The 18,230-nt window shown below is 42.1% G+C and carries 22 protein-coding genes and 2 pseudogenes; 18 read left to right on the top strand and 6 right to left on the bottom strand.

Going from position 1 to position 18,230, the window contains the following annotated elements:
- Positions 1 to 24: 24 nt before the first annotated feature.
- The gene (locus tag AC1DOV_RS13640; protein ID WP_477550210.1) at positions 25 to 915 is read right to left on the bottom strand and encodes a carbohydrate ABC transporter permease; all 891 of its coding nucleotides are present in this window, start codon (positions 913 to 915) and stop codon (positions 25 to 27) included.
- A gap of 37 nt (positions 916 to 952) precedes the next feature.
- Complete coding sequence (locus AC1DOV_RS13635) at positions 953 to 1,822, bottom strand: ABC transporter permease (RefSeq protein WP_430060320.1); 870 nt, start codon at positions 1,820 to 1,822, stop codon at positions 953 to 955.
- 335 nt (positions 1,823 to 2,157) lie between these two features.
- Here AC1DOV_RS13635 and AC1DOV_RS13630 point away from each other — a divergent pair, with 335 nt between their 5' ends.
- The 4 genes and pseudogenes from AC1DOV_RS13630 to AC1DOV_RS13615 form a co-directional block, all read left to right on the top strand.
- The gene (locus AC1DOV_RS13630) at positions 2,158 to 2,676 is read left to right on the top strand and encodes a hypothetical protein (protein ID WP_477550209.1); all 519 of its coding nucleotides are present in this window, start codon (positions 2,158 to 2,160) and stop codon (positions 2,674 to 2,676) included.
- Entirely contained in the window at positions 2,661 to 3,059 is a 399-nt protein-coding gene (locus tag AC1DOV_RS13625; protein ID WP_477550208.1) for a sulfatase-like hydrolase/transferase, read from the top strand. The genes AC1DOV_RS13630 and AC1DOV_RS13625 overlap by 16 nt, the downstream gene beginning before the upstream one ends.
- Positions 3,052 to 4,020 (top strand): metallophosphoesterase family protein, encoded by a 969-nt coding sequence (locus tag AC1DOV_RS13620; RefSeq protein WP_477550207.1) that lies wholly within the window; start codon positions 3,052 to 3,054, stop codon positions 4,018 to 4,020. Before AC1DOV_RS13625 ends, AC1DOV_RS13620 begins: the two co-directional genes overlap by 8 nt.
- A 52-nt stretch (positions 4,021 to 4,072) precedes the next feature.
- A pseudogene (locus AC1DOV_RS13615) lies at positions 4,073 to 4,498 on the top strand (SpoVR family protein); the annotation flags it as partial.
- 696 nt (positions 4,499 to 5,194) lie between these two features.
- Here AC1DOV_RS13615 and AC1DOV_RS13610 read toward each other — a convergent pair.
- Positions 5,195 to 5,476 (bottom strand): hypothetical protein, encoded by a 282-nt coding sequence (locus tag AC1DOV_RS13610; protein WP_477512536.1) that lies wholly within the window; start codon positions 5,474 to 5,476, stop codon positions 5,195 to 5,197.
- 192 nt (positions 5,477 to 5,668) lie between these two features.
- Between AC1DOV_RS13610 and AC1DOV_RS13605 the strand changes: the two genes are divergently transcribed.
- The 5 genes from AC1DOV_RS13605 to AC1DOV_RS13585 are packed head-to-tail and all read left to right on the top strand — an operon-like array spanning position 5,669 to position 7,982.
- A complete protein-coding gene (locus tag AC1DOV_RS13605; RefSeq protein ID WP_339204144.1) occupies positions 5,669 to 5,911 on the top strand; it encodes a spore gernimation protein GerQ in 243 nt (80 codons plus the stop codon).
- 12 nt (positions 5,912 to 5,923) lie between these two features.
- A complete protein-coding gene (locus AC1DOV_RS13600) occupies positions 5,924 to 6,310 on the top strand; it encodes a spore coat protein (RefSeq protein WP_053376866.1) in 387 nt (128 codons plus the stop codon).
- Positions 6,307 to 7,443, top strand: a complete 1,137-nt coding sequence (locus AC1DOV_RS13595) for a zinc-dependent alcohol dehydrogenase (protein WP_477512534.1) — start codon at positions 6,307 to 6,309, stop codon at positions 7,441 to 7,443. The genes AC1DOV_RS13600 and AC1DOV_RS13595 overlap by 4 nt, the downstream gene beginning before the upstream one ends.
- Positions 7,444 to 7,474: 31 nt before the next feature.
- Positions 7,475 to 7,675, top strand: a complete 201-nt coding sequence (locus AC1DOV_RS13590; RefSeq protein ID WP_339204146.1) for a hypothetical protein — start codon at positions 7,475 to 7,477, stop codon at positions 7,673 to 7,675.
- 10 nt (positions 7,676 to 7,685) lie between these two features.
- A complete protein-coding gene (locus AC1DOV_RS13585; protein WP_477550206.1) occupies positions 7,686 to 7,982 on the top strand; it encodes a spore coat protein in 297 nt (98 codons plus the stop codon).
- Positions 7,983 to 8,441: 459 nt separating this feature from the next.
- Here AC1DOV_RS13585 and AC1DOV_RS13580 read toward each other — a convergent pair whose 3' ends face one another.
- Entirely contained in the window at positions 8,442 to 9,539 is a 1,098-nt protein-coding gene (locus AC1DOV_RS13580) for an L-dopachrome tautomerase-related protein (RefSeq protein ID WP_477550205.1), read from the bottom strand.
- A gap of 356 nt (positions 9,540 to 9,895) precedes the next feature.
- On the opposite strand from AC1DOV_RS13580, the gene AC1DOV_RS13575 reads away from it, so the two are divergent.
- The 3 genes from AC1DOV_RS13575 (at position 9,896) to AC1DOV_RS13565 (ending at position 12,246) form a co-directional block, all read left to right on the top strand.
- On the top strand, positions 9,896 to 10,243 hold the full coding sequence (locus AC1DOV_RS13575; RefSeq protein WP_477512531.1) for an AMP-dependent synthetase and ligase: 348 nt from the start codon (positions 9,896 to 9,898) through the stop codon (positions 10,241 to 10,243).
- A 40-nt stretch (positions 10,244 to 10,283) separates the two neighbouring features.
- Entirely contained in the window at positions 10,284 to 10,427 is a 144-nt protein-coding gene (locus AC1DOV_RS13570) for a manganese catalase family protein (RefSeq protein ID WP_477512555.1), read from the top strand.
- 139 nt (positions 10,428 to 10,566) lie between these two features.
- A complete protein-coding gene (locus tag AC1DOV_RS13565; protein ID WP_477512530.1) occupies positions 10,567 to 12,246 on the top strand; it encodes a ribonuclease J in 1,680 nt (559 codons plus the stop codon).
- Positions 12,247 to 12,417: 171 nt separating this feature from the next.
- Here the strand turns inward: AC1DOV_RS13565 and AC1DOV_RS13560 are convergent, their stop codons facing one another.
- Positions 12,418 to 12,606 carry a hypothetical protein gene (locus tag AC1DOV_RS13560; RefSeq protein ID WP_477512529.1) on the bottom strand — a complete coding sequence of 63 codons (189 nt, stop codon included), beginning with the start codon at positions 12,604 to 12,606 and terminating at the stop codon, positions 12,418 to 12,420.
- Between the two features lie 148 nt (positions 12,607 to 12,754).
- On the opposite strand from AC1DOV_RS13560, the gene AC1DOV_RS13555 reads away from it, so the two are divergent.
- The 6 genes and pseudogenes from AC1DOV_RS13555 to AC1DOV_RS13530 form a co-directional block, all read left to right on the top strand.
- On the top strand, positions 12,755 to 12,994 hold the full coding sequence (locus AC1DOV_RS13555; protein WP_477512528.1) for a glycine zipper domain-containing protein: 240 nt from the start codon (positions 12,755 to 12,757) through the stop codon (positions 12,992 to 12,994).
- A 1,049-nt stretch (positions 12,995 to 14,043) separates the two neighbouring features.
- Positions 14,044 to 14,703, top strand: coding sequence for a DUF2238 domain-containing protein (locus AC1DOV_RS13550; RefSeq protein WP_477508854.1), 660 nt, complete (start codon positions 14,044 to 14,046; stop codon positions 14,701 to 14,703).
- Between the two features lie 789 nt (positions 14,704 to 15,492).
- Positions 15,493 to 16,197 (top strand): L,D-transpeptidase family protein, encoded by a 705-nt coding sequence (locus AC1DOV_RS13545; protein WP_477550204.1) that lies wholly within the window; start codon positions 15,493 to 15,495, stop codon positions 16,195 to 16,197.
- 132 nt (positions 16,198 to 16,329) lie between these two features.
- On the top strand, positions 16,330 to 16,656 hold the full coding sequence (locus tag AC1DOV_RS13540; RefSeq protein WP_339204196.1) for a WGxxGxxG family protein: 327 nt from the start codon (positions 16,330 to 16,332) through the stop codon (positions 16,654 to 16,656).
- Positions 16,657 to 16,830: 174 nt separating this feature from the next.
- A complete protein-coding gene (locus AC1DOV_RS13535; protein ID WP_477508856.1) occupies positions 16,831 to 17,028 on the top strand; it encodes a hypothetical protein in 198 nt (65 codons plus the stop codon).
- A gap of 32 nt (positions 17,029 to 17,060) precedes the next feature.
- Positions 17,061 to 17,278, top strand: a pseudogene (locus tag AC1DOV_RS13530) (manganese catalase family protein); the annotation flags it as partial.
- Between the two features lie 454 nt (positions 17,279 to 17,732).
- Here the strand turns inward: AC1DOV_RS13530 and AC1DOV_RS13525 are convergent.
- Positions 17,733 to 18,230: a DUF1854 domain-containing protein gene (locus AC1DOV_RS13525; protein WP_477550203.1), complete on the bottom strand. Its 498-nt coding sequence runs from the start codon at positions 18,228 to 18,230 to the stop codon at positions 17,733 to 17,735.

Here is an 18,230-nt window from a genome sequence, read left to right as displayed (position 1 = left end):
TATCGGAAACCTAGATGCGTATTCTTAACCTTTAACCGCACCGCTGGTGATACCGCTGATGTAGAATTTTTGAAAGAATGGATAAGCGACCAGGAGCGGCGCGACGCCGATAATGGCGAGTGCCATTCGAACACCTTCGGTTGGCATTTTGGAAAGAAGTTCGCCTACTTGACTGAATGTATCCGCCTTCATAATTAGAAACTGTACATTATTTAGCGTCTTGGTCATAAGGTACTGGATATTCATCAAATCTGGTTTATCGATAAACAGCATACAGTTGTACCAGTCATTCCAATAAGCTAACAAATTGAAGAGGGCGACTGTCGCCATAATTGGAGCTGAAAGCGGCACCACTAGCTTCATGAAGATAGTCAGCTCGCTCGCCCCGTCGATCGTGCCTGACTCAACGATAGATTCTGGTATCGTGTTGGCAAAAAAACTACGCATCAACAAAACGTTAAAGGCACTCAGTAATAGATTGGGTATAATCATGCCAAACAGTGTGTTTTTGAGCCCAATCATTGTCACATAGGTGATATACCAGGGCACCATGCCTCCACTAAACAACATCGTGAAAAATAGAAGAAATGACATCGTGCGGCGCAGCGGCAAGTCTTTGCGTGATAAAGGATAAGCGAAGAGCGCCGTTATAAACAAGCTGACCGTTGTTCCAATAAGAGTTACGAGAATGGTTACTCCATAAGATCTCGCAATCTGACCAAAGTCATTAAATAAGAACTGATAAGAGGCGAAATTAATTTTGCTTGGAATTAAGCTGTATCCGTTCTGGGCAATAGAACTCTCATCTGAAATGGAGACCATGAATACTAAAATGAACGGGAATAGTGACGCTATGCTGAAGAGCACAAAGAACAGATGGATAAGTGGAGATCGCAAACGTGATGTAACTGGCATCTGCTTGATGCCTCCTCTCTTTATGAATTTTTATCGATTAGAATAACGCGTCATCCTTGCTGATTCGGCGAACTGCGAAGTTTGCCCCTAAGATCAAGAAGAAGCAGACAACAGATTGATAAATACCAGCGGCAGTCGACATTCCAATGTCTCCACGCTCAATCATTGCTCGGTAGACAAATGTATCGATCGTATTAGTTGTAGGCATTAACGGACCTGAGTTCATCGGTACTTGATAGAATAGACCGAAGTCTGAACGCATAATGGAACTGATCGCTAGCAGCGTCATGATGATAATCATTGGCGAGATGAGTGGAATCGTAATCCGAGTCATCTGTTTCCATTTGTTAGCGCCGTCGATGGTTGCCGCTTCGTAAAATTCCTTATCAATACCGATAATGGCCGCAAAATAAATAATTGCCAAATAGCCGACATTTTTCCACGCATTCACAATAACCAAAATATATGGCCAATAATCCGGCTCATTGTACCAAGAGATCGACTCGGCGCTAAACCATTTGTCTAACTGTCTATTGATAAGCCCGCTATCGGTATTTAAAAAACTGTATACCAGATAAGCGACAACTACCATTGAAATGATATGTGGCAGCAAAAACGTGCTCTGGTAAAAACGGGTGATGACTTTATCTTTGATCTCGTTGACCAACAGTGCGGCAAGAAGCGCAAAAGTGGTATTCACAACGATGAAAAACACGTTATACATAATCGTATTTCTCGTTATCAGAAAAGCATCGGGAGAACTGAACAAAAACTTAAAGTTGTACATTCCAGCCCAAGGACTGCCCCAAATGCCATCTACATAGTTCAGTTCCTTGAAAGCTAAGATGACTCCGTACATAGGAATATAATTGTTTAAAATCAAGTACGCTAGCCCGGGGACCATCATAATGAGTAAAGCCCTGTATTTCTTTATATTTTTTTTGAATGTTCGCATTCGGCTACTCATAGTTGTGGATGTATCGTTTGATGCAAACGCCGTCATAAGGCTCACCCTTTCATGTTGTCGTTCTCTGTCTCTCATTATAGTGGGCTGTTAATCAAGTGAACTACTATAATAATGACATATCTTTATCACGCTAATGACTAGTTGTCTCAGAGCATGAATTAGGATATTGACGGTTATAACGGGTGCTCTTATGCTAAAAGCGTGAACTGGTCGTGCCGTTTCCTATTAATGGAATACACGTCCTTCACGAGAGATTTAATATGAGGGAGTGAAAGATGATGAAGCAAACTAAGGCTGTACAGCGGGTATTTATTCTTGGAATGGATGGTGCGGGTAATTTCGTACAGCAAGCAGACACACCGAATCTAGATGCTTGGCTTCCACGTGGAGCCTACACCTTTGATGCCAAGGCGGAAATGCCGACGATCAGTGCAGAATGTTGGGGATCTGTGCTTCATGGGGTACAGCCTGACAAGCATAAATTAAATAATGAGAAGGCGGCAACACTATCCTATCCGAGTGATTCTCCCTTTCCTTCCCTCTTTCGACTAGTAAGAGAACAACAGCCAGAGGCTAAGCTTGCTTCCTTTAGCAGCTGGGGTCCGATTAACTCCGGTATTATTGAAGATAATCTCGGCGTACATAAAGTTTCTTTGCCGGATGCGGAGCTTGTTTCTTCTCTTCTCGTATACATGGAAGAGAATCAGGACGTTCGTCTGTTATTTCTACAACTGGATGAACCGGATGGCTCTGGACACCGTTACGGCTACAGAGATGATTGTCCGGAGTATTAGCTGCGATAACTACTTGTGACGAACTAATCGGCAGTGTGTTGAAGCGATTAGAGAAGTTAGGTCTTATGGAAGACAGCTTAGTTGTACTTCTCACTGACCATGGCGGAGGCGGTGATAACAAATACAGCCATGGCAGCGCCCATCCAATGGACCGTGACGTATTCTGGGGCTGTATCGGACCTGGGATTAATAGCGGTCTTCTAAAAGGACCTGTATCCATTACAGATACAGCTGCAATTGCTGCACTTGCGCTAGGATTAACCTTGACTCAGCAATGGGATGCTCGCTTACCAGAGGGATTGCTTGATGACACATGGGCATCCAAGAGCATTACTATCGTCGATAGCAAAACAGCTGCCGCTGAGGAGTCCCACAATGGCTAAGTCGCTGCGGTTTCGAGAAGATGGGAGCTTCAAAATTGTGCAGTTCACAGATCCCGAATTTTCTTCATACGAAGCGGAAGAACAAAGGATGGAAGCTATGATGCTAGATATCCTGAAAGACGAGCAGCCTGATCTGGTCGTCTACACAGGAGATGTCATCGCTTCAGCTGGTCACCCTAACCCGGTAGTCGCATTTCGACGCGCTTGCTCAGTGCCTGAGAGCTTGAACATCCCTTGGGCTGCTGTGTTCGGCAACCACGATACGGAAGGAACCGTCACGCGGGAGCAGCTTCATGCGCTGCAGCTGACCTACCCACATAATTATGCTAAGCCTGACCTACCTGGCATTCATGGCTCCGGTAGTTATGTCCTTACCGTAGAAGGTAAAGAACGCGAAACGGCTGCAGCCCTTTATTTTCTGGATTCAGGCAGCTACTCTCCGCTGGAATATAGCAGAATGGGCTATTATGATTGGATTCGCCGCGATCAGATTGATTGGTACACACGTGAGTCCTATCGACTTACCGGAAGCAATGGCGGAACGCCGCTGCCCTCCCTCGCCTTTTTTCACATACCGCTTCCTGAATATAACGATGTATGGGACTTCGGTGTCTGCTACGGAGAGCGTAATGCTCCTTTCTGCTGCGCGCCTTGGGTGAATTCCGGCTTCTTCGCAGCTATGATCGAGATGGGCGATGTCATGGGCACCTTCGCTGGCCATGACCACGGTCACGATTTCTGGGGCGATTGGCATGGCATCCGTCTTTGCTATGGCCGGACGACCCGTAACGCATATCTGGATCGGCCCTTTTTAACAGGAGCGAGGGTCATTTCCTTGAAAGAAGGAGAGAGAAGCTTCGATACTTGGCTGCACTTAGAGGATGGAACGGTGCTGTCAGAGCAGCCTAAGCATGAGCCTGAGGGACGTACACCGGAGAATGTTGCTATTTACTTAACATAAGCAGCACCGATTCGATAAGAATCTATATTATGGATTCGCTCAATCGCAGGCCGCTGACGCCAAGCGTTTTCCGCCATGGCCAGAAAAAGATCTCAGCTGGTTCATTGAGGAATACTCCCCTACTCTGGAGGATTGGCAGCGCGACATTCTATCTATGCTTCGTGATGAGATGCTCTACTTCTGGCCGCAAATCATCGAAACAAAGATTATGAACGAAGGCTGGGCATCCTACTGACATCAGCGAATTATTCGCGAGCTTGATCTAACGAGCGATGAAACGATTACGTTCGCTAAGCTAAACTCCTCTGTCGTGCAGCCATCCCGGCACACCTTGAATCCCTATTATTTGGGCTTGAAAATATTCGAGGATATCGAGCGCCGATTCGATAATCCAACGAAGGAAGAACAAGCACGCTTCGGACGCGTCCCTGGCAAGGGCAGGGAAAAAATGTTCGAGGTACGCGAGCTCGATTCAGATATAGATTGTGTTCATCTGTGATGGGAAGAAGACGAGTCGGAAGTTTGTTTGAGTTAATAGAATAGTGCTTCTTAATTCTGCATTGAAAGTATAATACTGAGACAAAAAACCCGATCTATTTTGATCGGGTTTTCTATTTTTCGGACAGAGGAGGTGAAGTGGGTCGATAACTCTTATATACAGAATATTTCCTCCATCATTTTCAAGCACAAATAAGAGTTATTGATTAGTGCATCATACGTCGCAGGTTTCCACTTTGCCGCCCGTAATGAGTTCGCGGTGCTCCGACACGTAGATGTTAATGCCCTTTGTCGATATTCAATTTGTAAAGTGAAGCAGGCTGTCTTCAGGGAGAGATCAAAGTCCAGCTAATTGTATAAATGGGGCTTCACTGCTTAATAATACCCGGATTCGAATAAATTTTTTGAAAATGTCCGAGACATCTCAAAAAACAAAAAGCTTCGGCACAAGCCGAAGCCTTCTGACGGTGACTCTCTGTTCCTGTGGCAAATACGTTCCTCCGAGCGTCAACGTAGATTCTTTGCCCATACGGAGAGTATCGGCTAAGGGTAAACATCATCGCAGCGTCTTCTCGACATCGATAGACGATCATACCTCGACATTAGTAAGCCTGACTCCACATGTATCCGAAAAAGAAGGAGACTCTCTACCAAGCCTATCTGCGCCAAGACCATTTTATTGTTGGTCCGGTAGACGTAATGCGTTTTCTGAGGTTTGTGCTTGATCTAAAAATTCCTCTGCTTGGGTCAATTGCTGCCGGGCCGTCTCCAAAGCTTGTGAATTTGTTGCCGCATTAGGTTCACTTATCGAGTTTATCGCCTGATTTAAAGCCGATTGCGCCTCAGAAACTGCGTTAAATGCATGCTGCTCCAGCGTATTGCCGCTCGAGTTAAGTGTACCTTCTGCCGGTTTTCTTGCATTTTCGGTAGCTAGATCAATTTTGTTTTCATTGGGCAAAGCGAGTCATCCTCCCTTGAGCAAAGATCATTAATTTAAACAGAAATAAGTATGCGGATGAGATTTTGTTTATATTCCTGCGACTGCATGGGAATATCCGGATCCCACTTTTCCGGCAAACAATTTTAGTATAAGATCCGGTGCCTCGGAAAATCTAACGTTGATGAAAAAACAGGAGGTGATAATTACTCAATGAATACGCCAACGCTAGCGCCGCACGAATCGATGGAACTACATGAAGCGTTAAACTTTAAAACGCTCTGCATCGCTAAGTCAAAACTTATGCAAGGCTTGGTCTTTGACCAAGAACTAAAAGCGTTAATGCAGAAAGACGTCATTCAATCCACACAACAAATCACCGAGCTGCAAGCAATCTACGCAAGAGTTCCTTTCCAAGCGCCTGTTCCGAATAGCCCGACACCTATAACACATTAAAGGGGAACGCAAATGAATACCGATTATTTAGACCCGATTAATTCATTAAATATGCCAGAAATGGCAGATATGACTTTTGCAATGGACTTCCTTCTTCGTGCCAAGGAGGGTGTGCGAAATTTATCCATCGCCCTGACGGAAACGGCTTCTCCGGATGTAAGAGCGCTGCTGCGCAATCATCTTAAGCAGGGGATTGCAATGCACCAAGAAATCACGGAGCTCATGATTCGTAAAAAATGGTTCCATCCTTACGAGCTGAACGAACAGTACCAACTCGACCAGCTTTCGGCGAAAAATACGGTGATGATCGGGCAGATGAATTTGTTCCCGGGTGATACGTCGCGTAAAGGGATGTTTGATCGGACCCCAGATGAACATATTGGAGGACATAAAGCATGAAGGCGGTAACGTATCAAGGGATTAAAAATGTCGTAGTCAAAGAGGTGCCGGATCCGAAGATTGAGAAACCGGACGATATGATCGTAAAGATCACCAGTACCGCCATATGCGGTTCCGACCTTCACCTTATTCACGGGATGATCCCTAACCTTCAGGAGAACTATGTCATCGGGCATGAACCGATGGGGATCGTAGAAGAGGTAGGCCCAGGCGTGACAAAGGTAAAGAAAGGCGACCGTGTAATCATCCCATTCAACATCGCATGCGGAGAATGCTTTTTTTGCAAAAATCAGCTGGAAAGCCAATGTGACAATTCAAACGAACACGGGGACATGGGCGCATATTTCGGCTACTCCGGAACGACCGGCGGATACCCTGGCGGGCAAGCCGAGTATTTACGAGTCCCGTTCGCAAATTTTACCCACTTCAAGATTCCCGAAAACTGCGAACAACCGGACGAAAAGCTAAGCTTGATCGCCGATGCCATGACGACGGCATTCTGGAGCGTAGATAACGCCGGCGTAAAGAATGGTGATACGGTCATCGTGCTCGGCTGCGGTCCAGTCGGACTACTGGCCCAGAAATTCTGCTGGCTAAAAGGAGCAAAGCGGGTCATAGCCGTCGACTATGTCGATTACCGCTTACAGCATGCGAAGCGAACGAACAATGTGGAAATCGTAAACTTCGAACAGGATAAGAATATCGGTAACAATCTCAAGGAAATGACCAAAGGCGGCGCCGATGTCGTGATTGATGCGGTAGGAATGGACGGCAAGATGAGCGATCTCGAATTTCTAGCAAGCGGTTTGAAACTGCAAGGCGGCACGATGAGCGCATTTATCATTGCGTCTCAGGCTGTCCGCAAAGGCGGGACTATCCAAGTCACTGGGGTATACGGCGGACGCTATAACGGATTCCCGCTCGGCGACATCATGCAGCGCAACGTGAATATCCGTTCCGGACAAGCTCCGGTCGTTCACTACATGCCGTATATGTACGAGTTGGTTACGTCGGGCAAAGTGGACCCTGGAGATATTGTTACGCACGTCATTCCGCTCAGCGAGGCCAAGCGCGGTTATGAAGTGTTCGATACGAAAACGGACGATTGCATCAAAGTCATCTTAAAGCCTTGAATATGGATAGATACATGGGAGGACAATCCGAATGAATTCCAATTACGCTTTGCATGAGATGCTGGAGGTTCATGAAATAGCTGCGTTCAAGACGGTTTGCATGACCAAATCCAAAACCATGCAAGCTCTGGTAACCGACCCGGAGCTCATGCAAATTTTGCAGCAAGATGTGCAATTATCACAGCAGCAGCTTCAGGAGCTCGGTGGAGTGCTGTCTAAAATGATCCTATAGGAGATAAAACATGAACACAATATTAGAACACATGGCAGGGCTTCATACGCTGACCGATGACGTGATCGCAATGGATTATTTGATGAACGCCAAGAGCGGAGTCAGAAACTACGCCATGGCCGTGACCGAATGTGCCACCCCTGAAATCAAGCAAATTTTGATGAAACAGCTCGACGAAGCCATAGACACCCATGAAAAGATAACAATCTACATGATGCAGCGGGGCCTATATCATCCCTACCATATTCCAGAGCAAATTCAGCTCGATCTGAAAAACATTCAGACCGCTATGAACATTCCGTCCTGACACCGTATTTCATCCCAGCAAAATGTGTAACCACAATGGTTCAAGCGCGTTTTTGGTTTTAACCGGAGACTTCAGAGAATAAAATGTTCTCCGTGTCAAAAATCCAACAATACAATAAGGGCGGATACTGTCTAGGCAGATCACAAAGAAGTGCTCCCGATCGTCATCCTCAAGAATGTGCCGTAGGATTTGGCTACATATACTGAGGTAAAGAGGATGGATGAGGATGGATCTGTCGGGGTACAGGATGGTGGACTCGCGGACCAACTTGAGGCTGATAATACTAACACGCTTCGCGGGAACTTACTTTTCGTAGTGGTTTGCCGAGAAGAACTCAAGTTGTTGATTAGCTTGTGTCATACGTTGTTCGCTCCTGGTTAGAATTGAAGATCCCCTACTCCGTAAGCGGAATAGGGGATTTAGTTTGGGATCAGGGATAGCTACATTCGTTTAAAATTATTATGAAAAGGTAGGAGCAGGGAATTCATCAATTCTCATACGAAGTAAACTATATGGTTTTTCCCGCAGGTCTCTTCCATAATGAAATCTCGCCTGCCGATGTAATTGATTCACAATGACATATAAGTATTGATCGGGGCCAATCGAAAAAGTATCCGGCCATAAAATTCTCGGGTCATGTGCGATGGTTTCCATTGCACCATTCGGCAATATCTTCCGGATACTGTTGTTTTCATAGTCTCCCGCATAAACGGTGCCGTTTGCGCCGGTGATCATTCCATCAGACGCACCTTTTTCCCCCCAATAGTGCACATATTGGGATAAATTCATGTCCTGTATCCTTCTATCTCTTAGGGCTTCTGTTGAGATTGAGAACAGTTGACGGCTGGTTAGCGGAGCATAAAATAAAACCTTTCCATCAGGAGAAATCGCTAAACTATCGGAAGCCAATCTAAATGGGGAAGTCGAGCCGTCCGGGTTTCGATTCATCAAAATTTCACCTTCTACTTTCGGTAAAAAATAGGGATCAGGTGAAGTTGATATTGCCCCATTTAACCGTCTAAACGCGTTCCCATTTTCTAAATCTACGACGATAATAGCTCCTGGCCCTCTGGAAGAAGAATCCGTTATATATGCATAACCTGCTCTTCCAACACGAAAATCCAAACGGACATCATTCAGATAAGTTGTTGGCAAGACAACATCTTCTGTAAAGGTATATACTCTTCTTATTGTATTCGTGCTTAAATCAACAGCAACTAATTTTGCTCCCCCTTGAATAGGTTCAGAAAAATTTGGTGCCCCTGTATCTAGTACCCAAAGTATTCCTCTTCCATCAGCAACGATACTTTGGACACTGACGAAAGACATTACAATGTTGCTAGTATTAATCAAATTTATTTTTAAACTGGGATAAGGCTGCATTTCACCCTCAACAATTTCCGCCACAGTAAATTGAACGTCGTCTCCCCATTTCGGAAAGCAAACAAAAATACGGCCAGTTTCAGAAACGCTGACACCTGTAGGCATAGCCCCATAAAAAGCATGCACCAGTTCAAACTGCCCAAAATATTTTTCCATAGGTAACATAGGTTGCATGATATCCTCCTCATCAAATCCGAACGGATATCAACTATATATGATGAATTTTTTTTGTAGTGCCTGGTTCTTGATAAATTTTTCTATCGTGATGAATGCTACCGCTACTTCGACCGTACTAATGCCGGTATCGGTTGTTCTCTCGTTAATAACAAAACGTTAATACGCCTAAAAGGGCTGAACGACCTCGTACGTCCTTCGTTCATTTCGCCAATTTCGGTATTAATGCCTTTTGACTATGAATCGGCAGCTCATGGATATGAAAATTAAATTTAGAGGAAATTGAATATTCCATCTTAGTTTGAGTCATTCTAATCAGGTCAGAAAATCCAAAATATCCAACAGGAGGAATTCATTTGTACCAGTTTCAGTCCAACAATCAGATTTCGCAACAACTAGCTCATGCCGAACAACTTATCCAACAATTGGTGAACCAAACTCAGCAAGCATCAGGGCAATATCAACAATTGTTAAACCAAGAACTCAATAATGCAAAAGCACTGGAACAAATAGCACAACGTGAACAGCAAGCCGCTCAAATTATACAAACCGCTCTGCAAGGCCATCAAACAGCACTTCAGCAATTGCAACAAATCTCAACCATCTGCAACCAAGTGGCTCAGTCATCACAAACACAAATGACTGCATATTCAACTATGAACAACCATCAACAACCACAAGGCTTTAACAACTATTCTCATTAATGAATTAGGAATAAGGGATAAATTTTATTTCTAAAAGAGAATTTACGCTGTAGTTAGACCATATCCAGCCGTTGCTAAAGTTCTTCAGAATACGCTCGGCGGTCTGTTTGGTGAAATGCGCAGCATGATGCGATATTTTCTTCCAAAGCAACAATACTCACGGAAAAACTATACTTCCGAGTGAACATAGTCTAGGTTTTACGATTTGAATGCTAGGATTTTAAAATATAAGCTGCTTCCTAATAGGAAAAACCCTGTTGAAAAGCAGGGTTTTTTCCTGTTTTCGTTTAACCATTTACCAATGATGCGGAGGTTTGTTGGAGATGAATAATAAAGAGTTGAATAAACTATCTATTTTTGCCCTTGGCGGTGTTTTTGAAATTGGAAAGAATATGTATGTCATCCAATATGCTGACGACATCATTGTCATTGACTGTGGCTCTAAATTTCCGGACGAGAGTCTGCCCGGCATAGATCTAATCGTCCCTGACATTTCCTATTTGATTGAGAATCAAGAAAAAGTACGCGCATTAGTGATTACGCACGGACATGAAGATCATATCGGCGGAATTCCTTATATATTAAAACAGCTGAATATTCCCTTATATGGAACTCGTCTTACACTTGGTTTAATCAAGGGAAAGCTAAAAGAACATCGTCTCAAAGGAACCTTATTTCATGAAATTAAAACAGACTCATTTATTGAGCTAGGAAAAAGCTTTCAGCTTTCTTTTTTCCGTACAAACCATAGCATACCAGACTGTGTTGGCATCGTATTACAGACGCCAGAAGGTACGGTCGTTCATACGGGAGACTTCAAATTTGATCTATCCCCTTCCAATAAACAATTCCCAGACATTCATAGGATGGCGAAAATTGGTGAAGCAGGCGTGCTTGCTTTATTATCCGAGAGCACGAACGCTGAGCGACCAGGCTTCACTCCATCTGAACGATTGGTAGGCGAAAAAATTGCAGATGCTTTTCAGAAAGCAACAAATAAAATATTTCTGTCCACCTTTGCTTCCAACATTAATCGCTTGCAGCAAGTTGTGGATGCTTCTATTCTAACAAACCGCAAGCTCCTGCTGCTTGGTCGCAGCATGATCAACGTCGTAACGATTGCTCAGGAGCTCGGTTATATCCATATTCCCGAAGGTATGATCATTGAAGCAAAAGAGGCCAATCAGCTCCCGAGAGAAAAAGTCGCGGTATTGTGTACGGGAAGTCAGGGTGAACCGATGGCTGCACTCTCGCGTCTTGCTAGCTCCACCTATCCACATACAGAAATTTCTTCTGGTGATACCGTCATCCTCGCGTCATCACCCATTCCAGGGAATGAAAAGAACGTTGCAAGCATGTTAGATCATCTGTATATGCTTGGGGCTCATGTTATTCATGGATCAGGTGTTGCGACAGGTATGCATGTGTCAGGTCACGGCAGCCAAGAAGAGCTTAAACTTATGCTTACGCTAATGAAACCAACCTATTTCATCCCTATCCACGGAGAATATCGCATGTTATACCAGCATCGCTTACTTGCTGAGTCTGTTGGACTAGAGAAGGATAATATATATATAATGAATATCGGAGATGTTCTTGACCTATCTGGAAATCATGTACAACAAACACGGAAAGTTACCGCCGGTAATACGCTTGTCGATGGTTTGGGCATAGGCGACATCGGAAACATTGTATTACGCGATCGAAAACATCTTGCCGAGGATGGCATCCTTGTTGTTGTTGTCACACTTAGTCGTATAGAAGGCTCCGTACTATCCGGGCCTGATATTATTAGCAGAGGTTTCGTATACGTTAGAGAATCCGAAGCTTTATTAGGCGAAGTAGGTCGACTTGTGATGAAAACCATTGCTGACTTACAAGAAAATGGAAACGACGGTAAGTGGTCTATATTAAAACATCGTATTAAAGAATCTACAAGTAAGCTGCTTTATGCAAAAACAAAAAGACGGCCAATGGTTCTACCAATCATCATTGAAGTGTAATGAATCCACATAATTACAAATCCCCTTGCTTCAATTTAAGGTATGGTATTATCCCCTTTAAGTAGACACTCAAAAAACTTCGTGTTGTTACATGAAGATTGAGTGAACCTTGGTGGGGATATTTTTATTGCAAAAAAGAGACGTGTTTTTGTATCCATACTAAAAATCGTTTCATAATTCGTGAGCCATGCTTCCAGTAAACGTCTCTGAATCTGTTGGGGCATCATATTTCATTTTTGTATCAAATCTTCCCCATATTACAGAATCCAATTCTGCATCCAAAATGGTTGCAGCATGTAATATACTCTCCGATTTTAATTCATCCAAGCATTGAAGCAGTGAATTCACCATGCGAGACATCCTTACACATCCCTTTGTCCGGATCGATTACCGCGCAATAGCTTCAAGCTCATCAAGGAATGAATCCTTTCATACTATTTAGGACATGATATCCATTGTGACTACGGTAAATGTAGCAGCTGTCATTAAAACGAAGGAGTGAAATTAAATGACTAAAAATGAAGAACTCAATCGAAATCTTGATTCTGACCAAAATAGTAACAATACGGATGGAGCTGACATCGGAAAAGCTGTAGGAACGGCGGGTGGTATTGCTGCAGGTGCAGTCGTAGGCTCTGCTTTGGGTCCTGTTGGAACTGTTGTTGGCGGTATCGTAGGCGCAGCATTGGGAAATAAGGTTGGAGAGGCTGCTGACGATAACAACGACGAAGCACAACGAAAGGATTAAAATGGTTAGTCACAAGCTTCAGTTGGGTATTAGATGTGTGAATGCAATTAAAATTGTTTTGAGATGGTTAAAATAAATAATTCTTCACTTCCTAATGCTGCATTTCGAATTAAATCGAATATGCAGCATTATTTGTTTTTAAATTAGGTGAAAATCTAATTATCAATGGCAAAATAAGCTATGCAATTAGTTATCATCAGCAAGCATCAGGTCAATATCAACAGTTAAACCAAGAACTCAATAATGCAAAAATACTTGAACAAACGTGAAAAAAAGCTGCACAAATTAATCAAGAGGTGTAAAAACAATTGACTCACGTTTTTTTATTCATAGCATAAGATATATGACTACCATATCTAAGTCCGTCTAGCCCTCCCAAACATCCGGAGGGTATTTTTTATGTAAGGTAGGACAGTTAGCTTCATACATTCGGCTGCTCGGGTACTTCTTCCGTTATGCATCCCATTAAGTCCTTCCATGTAGTTCTGTATTCAACGAATTTTGTTGCTCGATCGCACTCACAGCAAGTCATCTATATAACCCTTTAGATACAACACTTTTGGCGAATGCACAGGCGATCTGCCTTCCTTAGACATAAAATAAGCCATTATCATAAATTTCAGGAGGTCTTAGTGATTAGCATGAAGAAGAAATCAAAAAAACTAAAACCGTACATTCGATTAAAAGGCCGCCACATTGTAAGTACATTTAATGAGCTTGATCTTCTGGAACCTCGTCCAAATAAGCAATTAAAGTCTTTACTCCACCAGATCTATAATTACTTACCGTCTGGATCATCATCTAAATGACTTCTATTCCAATTGGGGTGTCTGGGATTAATACTATCCCAGCATCCCGTTTAGAAAGCACTACGTTACTTCTCTTGCATCTTGCACCTCCCACGGTCTTCGGTATTCACTCTTTTTTTGCTGCGATAATTTTGGCTTCCACTAAAATTTGATTTGCTGATTCATTACTTGCCAGTGATCTGTATTTATTTTTCTAAAACCGGGAATCATACGATCACCAATGTAAGGAGTGAAATTCCCATGACTAAAGAACGAATGGATTGGACAAGTACAAGCATTCCTTTTGCTCGAAATAAACCTTTAAAATTCATGATCTTCATCTTCATCCTATTTTTTGGTCTTATGGCCATATCACCCACTGAGCGATCTCAATGGCTAGCTGATAGCTTACCGCTAATCTTGGTTATCCTTATCCTTATTTTCACTTATAAATGGTTTCGTTTTTCAAATCTGTCCTATCTTCTGATGCTTGTTTTCTTTTGTCTTCATACTTATGCGGCACATTATACATATGAAGGCACACCATTTGACCATTGGCTAAAAACATTGTTTCATACAAGAAGAAGCTATTACGATCGAGTCGTTCATTTCTTCTTTGGATTGTTCTTTGCTTTTCCATTCTATGAGATTTTAAAATCCAAAGTTAAGTTACGCGGAATTTGGTCAATAGCTCTGCCAGTTGCCGTTGTGCTCAGTTTTAGCGCACTATTCGAGATCTTAGAAATGTCTGCCGCCTTAATAGCCGGACCAGGTGGCGAAGCCAAATTTGTTGGAATGCAAGGTGATATCTTTGATACGCAAAAAGATATGGCATTAGGATTACTTGGTGGAGTCGTATCGATGGGTATTCTCGTATGGATAATCTGGAAAGGTGATAATGCTGCTTCAGTTTCAGACTAATCTATATTTCGCCCAAATTCTAGGCAATGGCGTACATCTATGCATTATCCACTAATGGATATAATATCTCAGGAGGAGATATTAAAGACTTAAAAAAATACTGGATGCTCTCATTGATCAAGCAAAGATGGAGATTGAAGAATGTGATACATTGCTTACTGATAACGGAATTGCTTCCGTACCTGCAAAGAGAAAGGTTGGCAATTTCTTGCTCGGAATCAATACTAATTTTTATATCAATGAAATGCAATTGCTGAAACAGTCGAAATTCCTATAATTAGAAGTTTTTTGTTTTGATTCTGCATATGATTTATATATTTTTGTATTAAAACTTCTCAGAAGGATACAATAAATGATGCTTCACCATTCTCTATGCTGCATTTCGAATGAATTCGAAATGCAGCATTCTTTGTTTCTGTATCTCAGTCAAATGATTCTATTGATAATATATAAATCTGCCATTTGCCTTTCATTAGAGATGTTAAAGCATGGCAAAGCTCAGGGCCAATTAAACTACACCCCATTTGTTAGACACAAACTAATAATTGAAAGTGAATTACTAATGACCAGAATAAAAAATCATTCTGGTAGAAAGCCTTTAAACGGTTGTTACAATTGATCGAGTTTTTATAAATCACTACAATAAATTGGGGCTTCCTAAAATTGAGGTCGATATATTACCAAACAAAAAAATGTGCAATGATTAAATGTCATTATTCAGAATGAAAAATTAGATCAGAGGATAAGCTACAGCAATAGCTAAGAAAATAAATTTTATGGTGACTACAGATGAATCGAAAAATAACTTTCCTCTTTCTTCGAGTTTTTGCAATAGCTTTGCTTATTTTGAGCGCGATTGAGGTAATCAATTTTCAAACAACTAATGCCGAACCTTCGCTACCGATCGTAACTGATCAAAGAGGGTTTTCTATCGAAGTTTATCCTCAACAACACAGATTAATAGTACGGGCACAGGGAAAGGAAATTAAAACTTATATCGTCGCCGTCGGTAATCCGTCCACTCCAACCCCTGTTGGGGAATACAAAGTCGTATATAAGGGAGAAAACTGGGGTCCCTCTTTTGGTCCACGATGGCTAGGATTAAACGTCCCTTGGGGGAATTATGGCATTCACGGCACGAACAAACCGTTTTCTATCGGGCAGCATTTGAGTCACGGTTGTATACGTATGCGCAACAATGATGTCATTGAATTATTCGAAATGACTCCACTCGGGGCTAAAGTAACGATATATGGACACATATTGGGGGATCCGAATCATGAACCGAGGGATTTGGCGGAAGGTGACGTCGGAGGAGATGTACAACTAATTCAGTCTCGTTTAAAGAGCTCCGGATACTTTAATGGAATATGTAATGGAAAATTTCGCTCGAATACAACTACGGCTGTGAAAAATTTTCAACGTGATCATCATTTGGCGCAGAACGGTGTTGTATCAAATAAGGTATATGAGGAATTGGGATTGTTGGAATAAAAGAAACGTGATAGCCAAAGACGCAAAACATTTTCCGCCACGCCTTTTATAACAATTAATTTTTTGTATAAATTTAAGCTTTACTACAAAACATATCATTGTATTAAAATCAAAACAGAGCGAGGTAATCAAATGAAAAATATTTTATTAATTGGCTTTATCAGCTGTTTAATGATGTTCAACTCAATTTCTGTATCAGCGGAAAGTAACGCTAATACACCGGGACAAGAGCTTCGTTACGATGTCAATCGCGTCACTAATGACACTAATCGTGCATTAAATACAGATGACTATCAAAATTATCGAACCAATAATTACAATACATCTTTGAACGCTAACAACTATAGAACAAATGCAACATCAGATAATCGTGGTTCAAATTGGGGTTGGCTTGGTCTTTTAGGTTTACTTGGATTAGCGGGTGCTAGAAATCGTGCTCGAGATCGTGATCGTGCTTAAATGTTGAATTAGATTACTTAAATACCCTCAGTTACACTGGGGGTATTTGTTGGCGATTATTAATGCATTGTTTATCTACTCTCGAACACATTAATCAAGTCGTCAATGGAAATAATTGTGCTTGTGCTTGTATTCAAGTTATAAGTCAACCCATAAAAGAGGATAAAACAGCTAGTGTCAAAGCAAACTCAACAAGCTGCACAAATTATTCAAACAGCTTTACAAGAACATCAAATGGCACTACAACAACTACAACAAATCCCCAATATCTGTAATCAAATTTCACTTACACAAATAACAAACTCACAGGTATATGCCTATTCAAACATGAATAGCCAGCAACCATTAGGAGTAAATCACTATTCACATTAAATATATGTTCTTTGTAATCTCATGCGAAGAATGTGTGGAATGAGGAAAATAGGTACTTCTACAAAGAAGATTTAATTAACAACATCGTAATAGACAAGCCTGATCCACAGCAGCTAAGGTTATACAAGAAACCTAAGGACAATCTGGAGAAATGAGAACAATGATGCAATACTTTTTTCAGAGCAGCACCTGTGGATGCAGCGGAAACTTCCGTTTGTACCCGAAACGAATCGAAGAAGTATTCAGCGGACAAACTAGCTAAAACAATGGTAATTTGGAAGAGTCCAGGGGTCTACGATATGAACGCATGAATCCTTCCAGCCGTGAAATTATCATATTAATATCTATTTTTCTTCAACAAAAAAACCGCGATTTAGGCGGTCATTAATCGGCTCATATTCTTGTCATCCGACAGATGTTGTCAATGTATGATGATTTCTATTTGAGACATAAAAATAACTTCTCTTCCTATCATCTGATTAGTCTTAATTGTATTCTCAACATTTATTTCATTGATTCTTTGTCTTGTTATTCACGGGCAGATTTACGTATTTCAAGCGAGCGGGTGCATTCATTTAATAGGTATTGACAGAGTCTGCGCGGTTTCTTCTCGATAAGTAGTTAACAAAAAAAATCAGTGTTTTCATATGAGGATGACCCTTTGTTTTCCAAACGAATACCTCCTGACTTTTACAAACCGTTAATCAGATCAGCTTCTTCCAATATTCACGGCTTCGGGCATCCATCTGCTCCGGATCGGACAGCTCGAAGCGGCGTCCTTCATTGTCCGTTACCATCCAGCGACTTTCCGTTACGGGTTGGATATTTTCATGAAGGTTATCCATGACCAATGCTGCCGGGCCATAATTCGTATCGACCTGCAAATACCACTCGCTGCCTCTTTTTCTAACAGTCAGGATTTGTTTAATGACAGGAATCATATAATTTCGGTCAAGCTCTTCTCGTACCGCCTGAAAGCTATCTTCCGCGAGAAGCTTCACATCCTGTATCATTGCAATTTCACGCCCTTCCGCCGAGCGAACCGAGATGAACCTGTCGGGCATTGTATACGGAAAACTGCGAATAAGTGTTACGCGGGCAAAACCCTTACCTTCCTGCTCCAAATGCAAAATACCTTCAGAAGATCGGAACAAACGGATTTGACTCAGCTCCGAGCGGCTTAAAAAGAATAACGGGTTCAT

The sequence above is a fragment of the Paenibacillus sp. 01T47 genome (genome assembly GCF_056398245.1).
The sequence above is the reverse complement of the archived record's forward strand: the minus strand, read 5'-3'. Positions and strand labels throughout refer to the sequence as shown.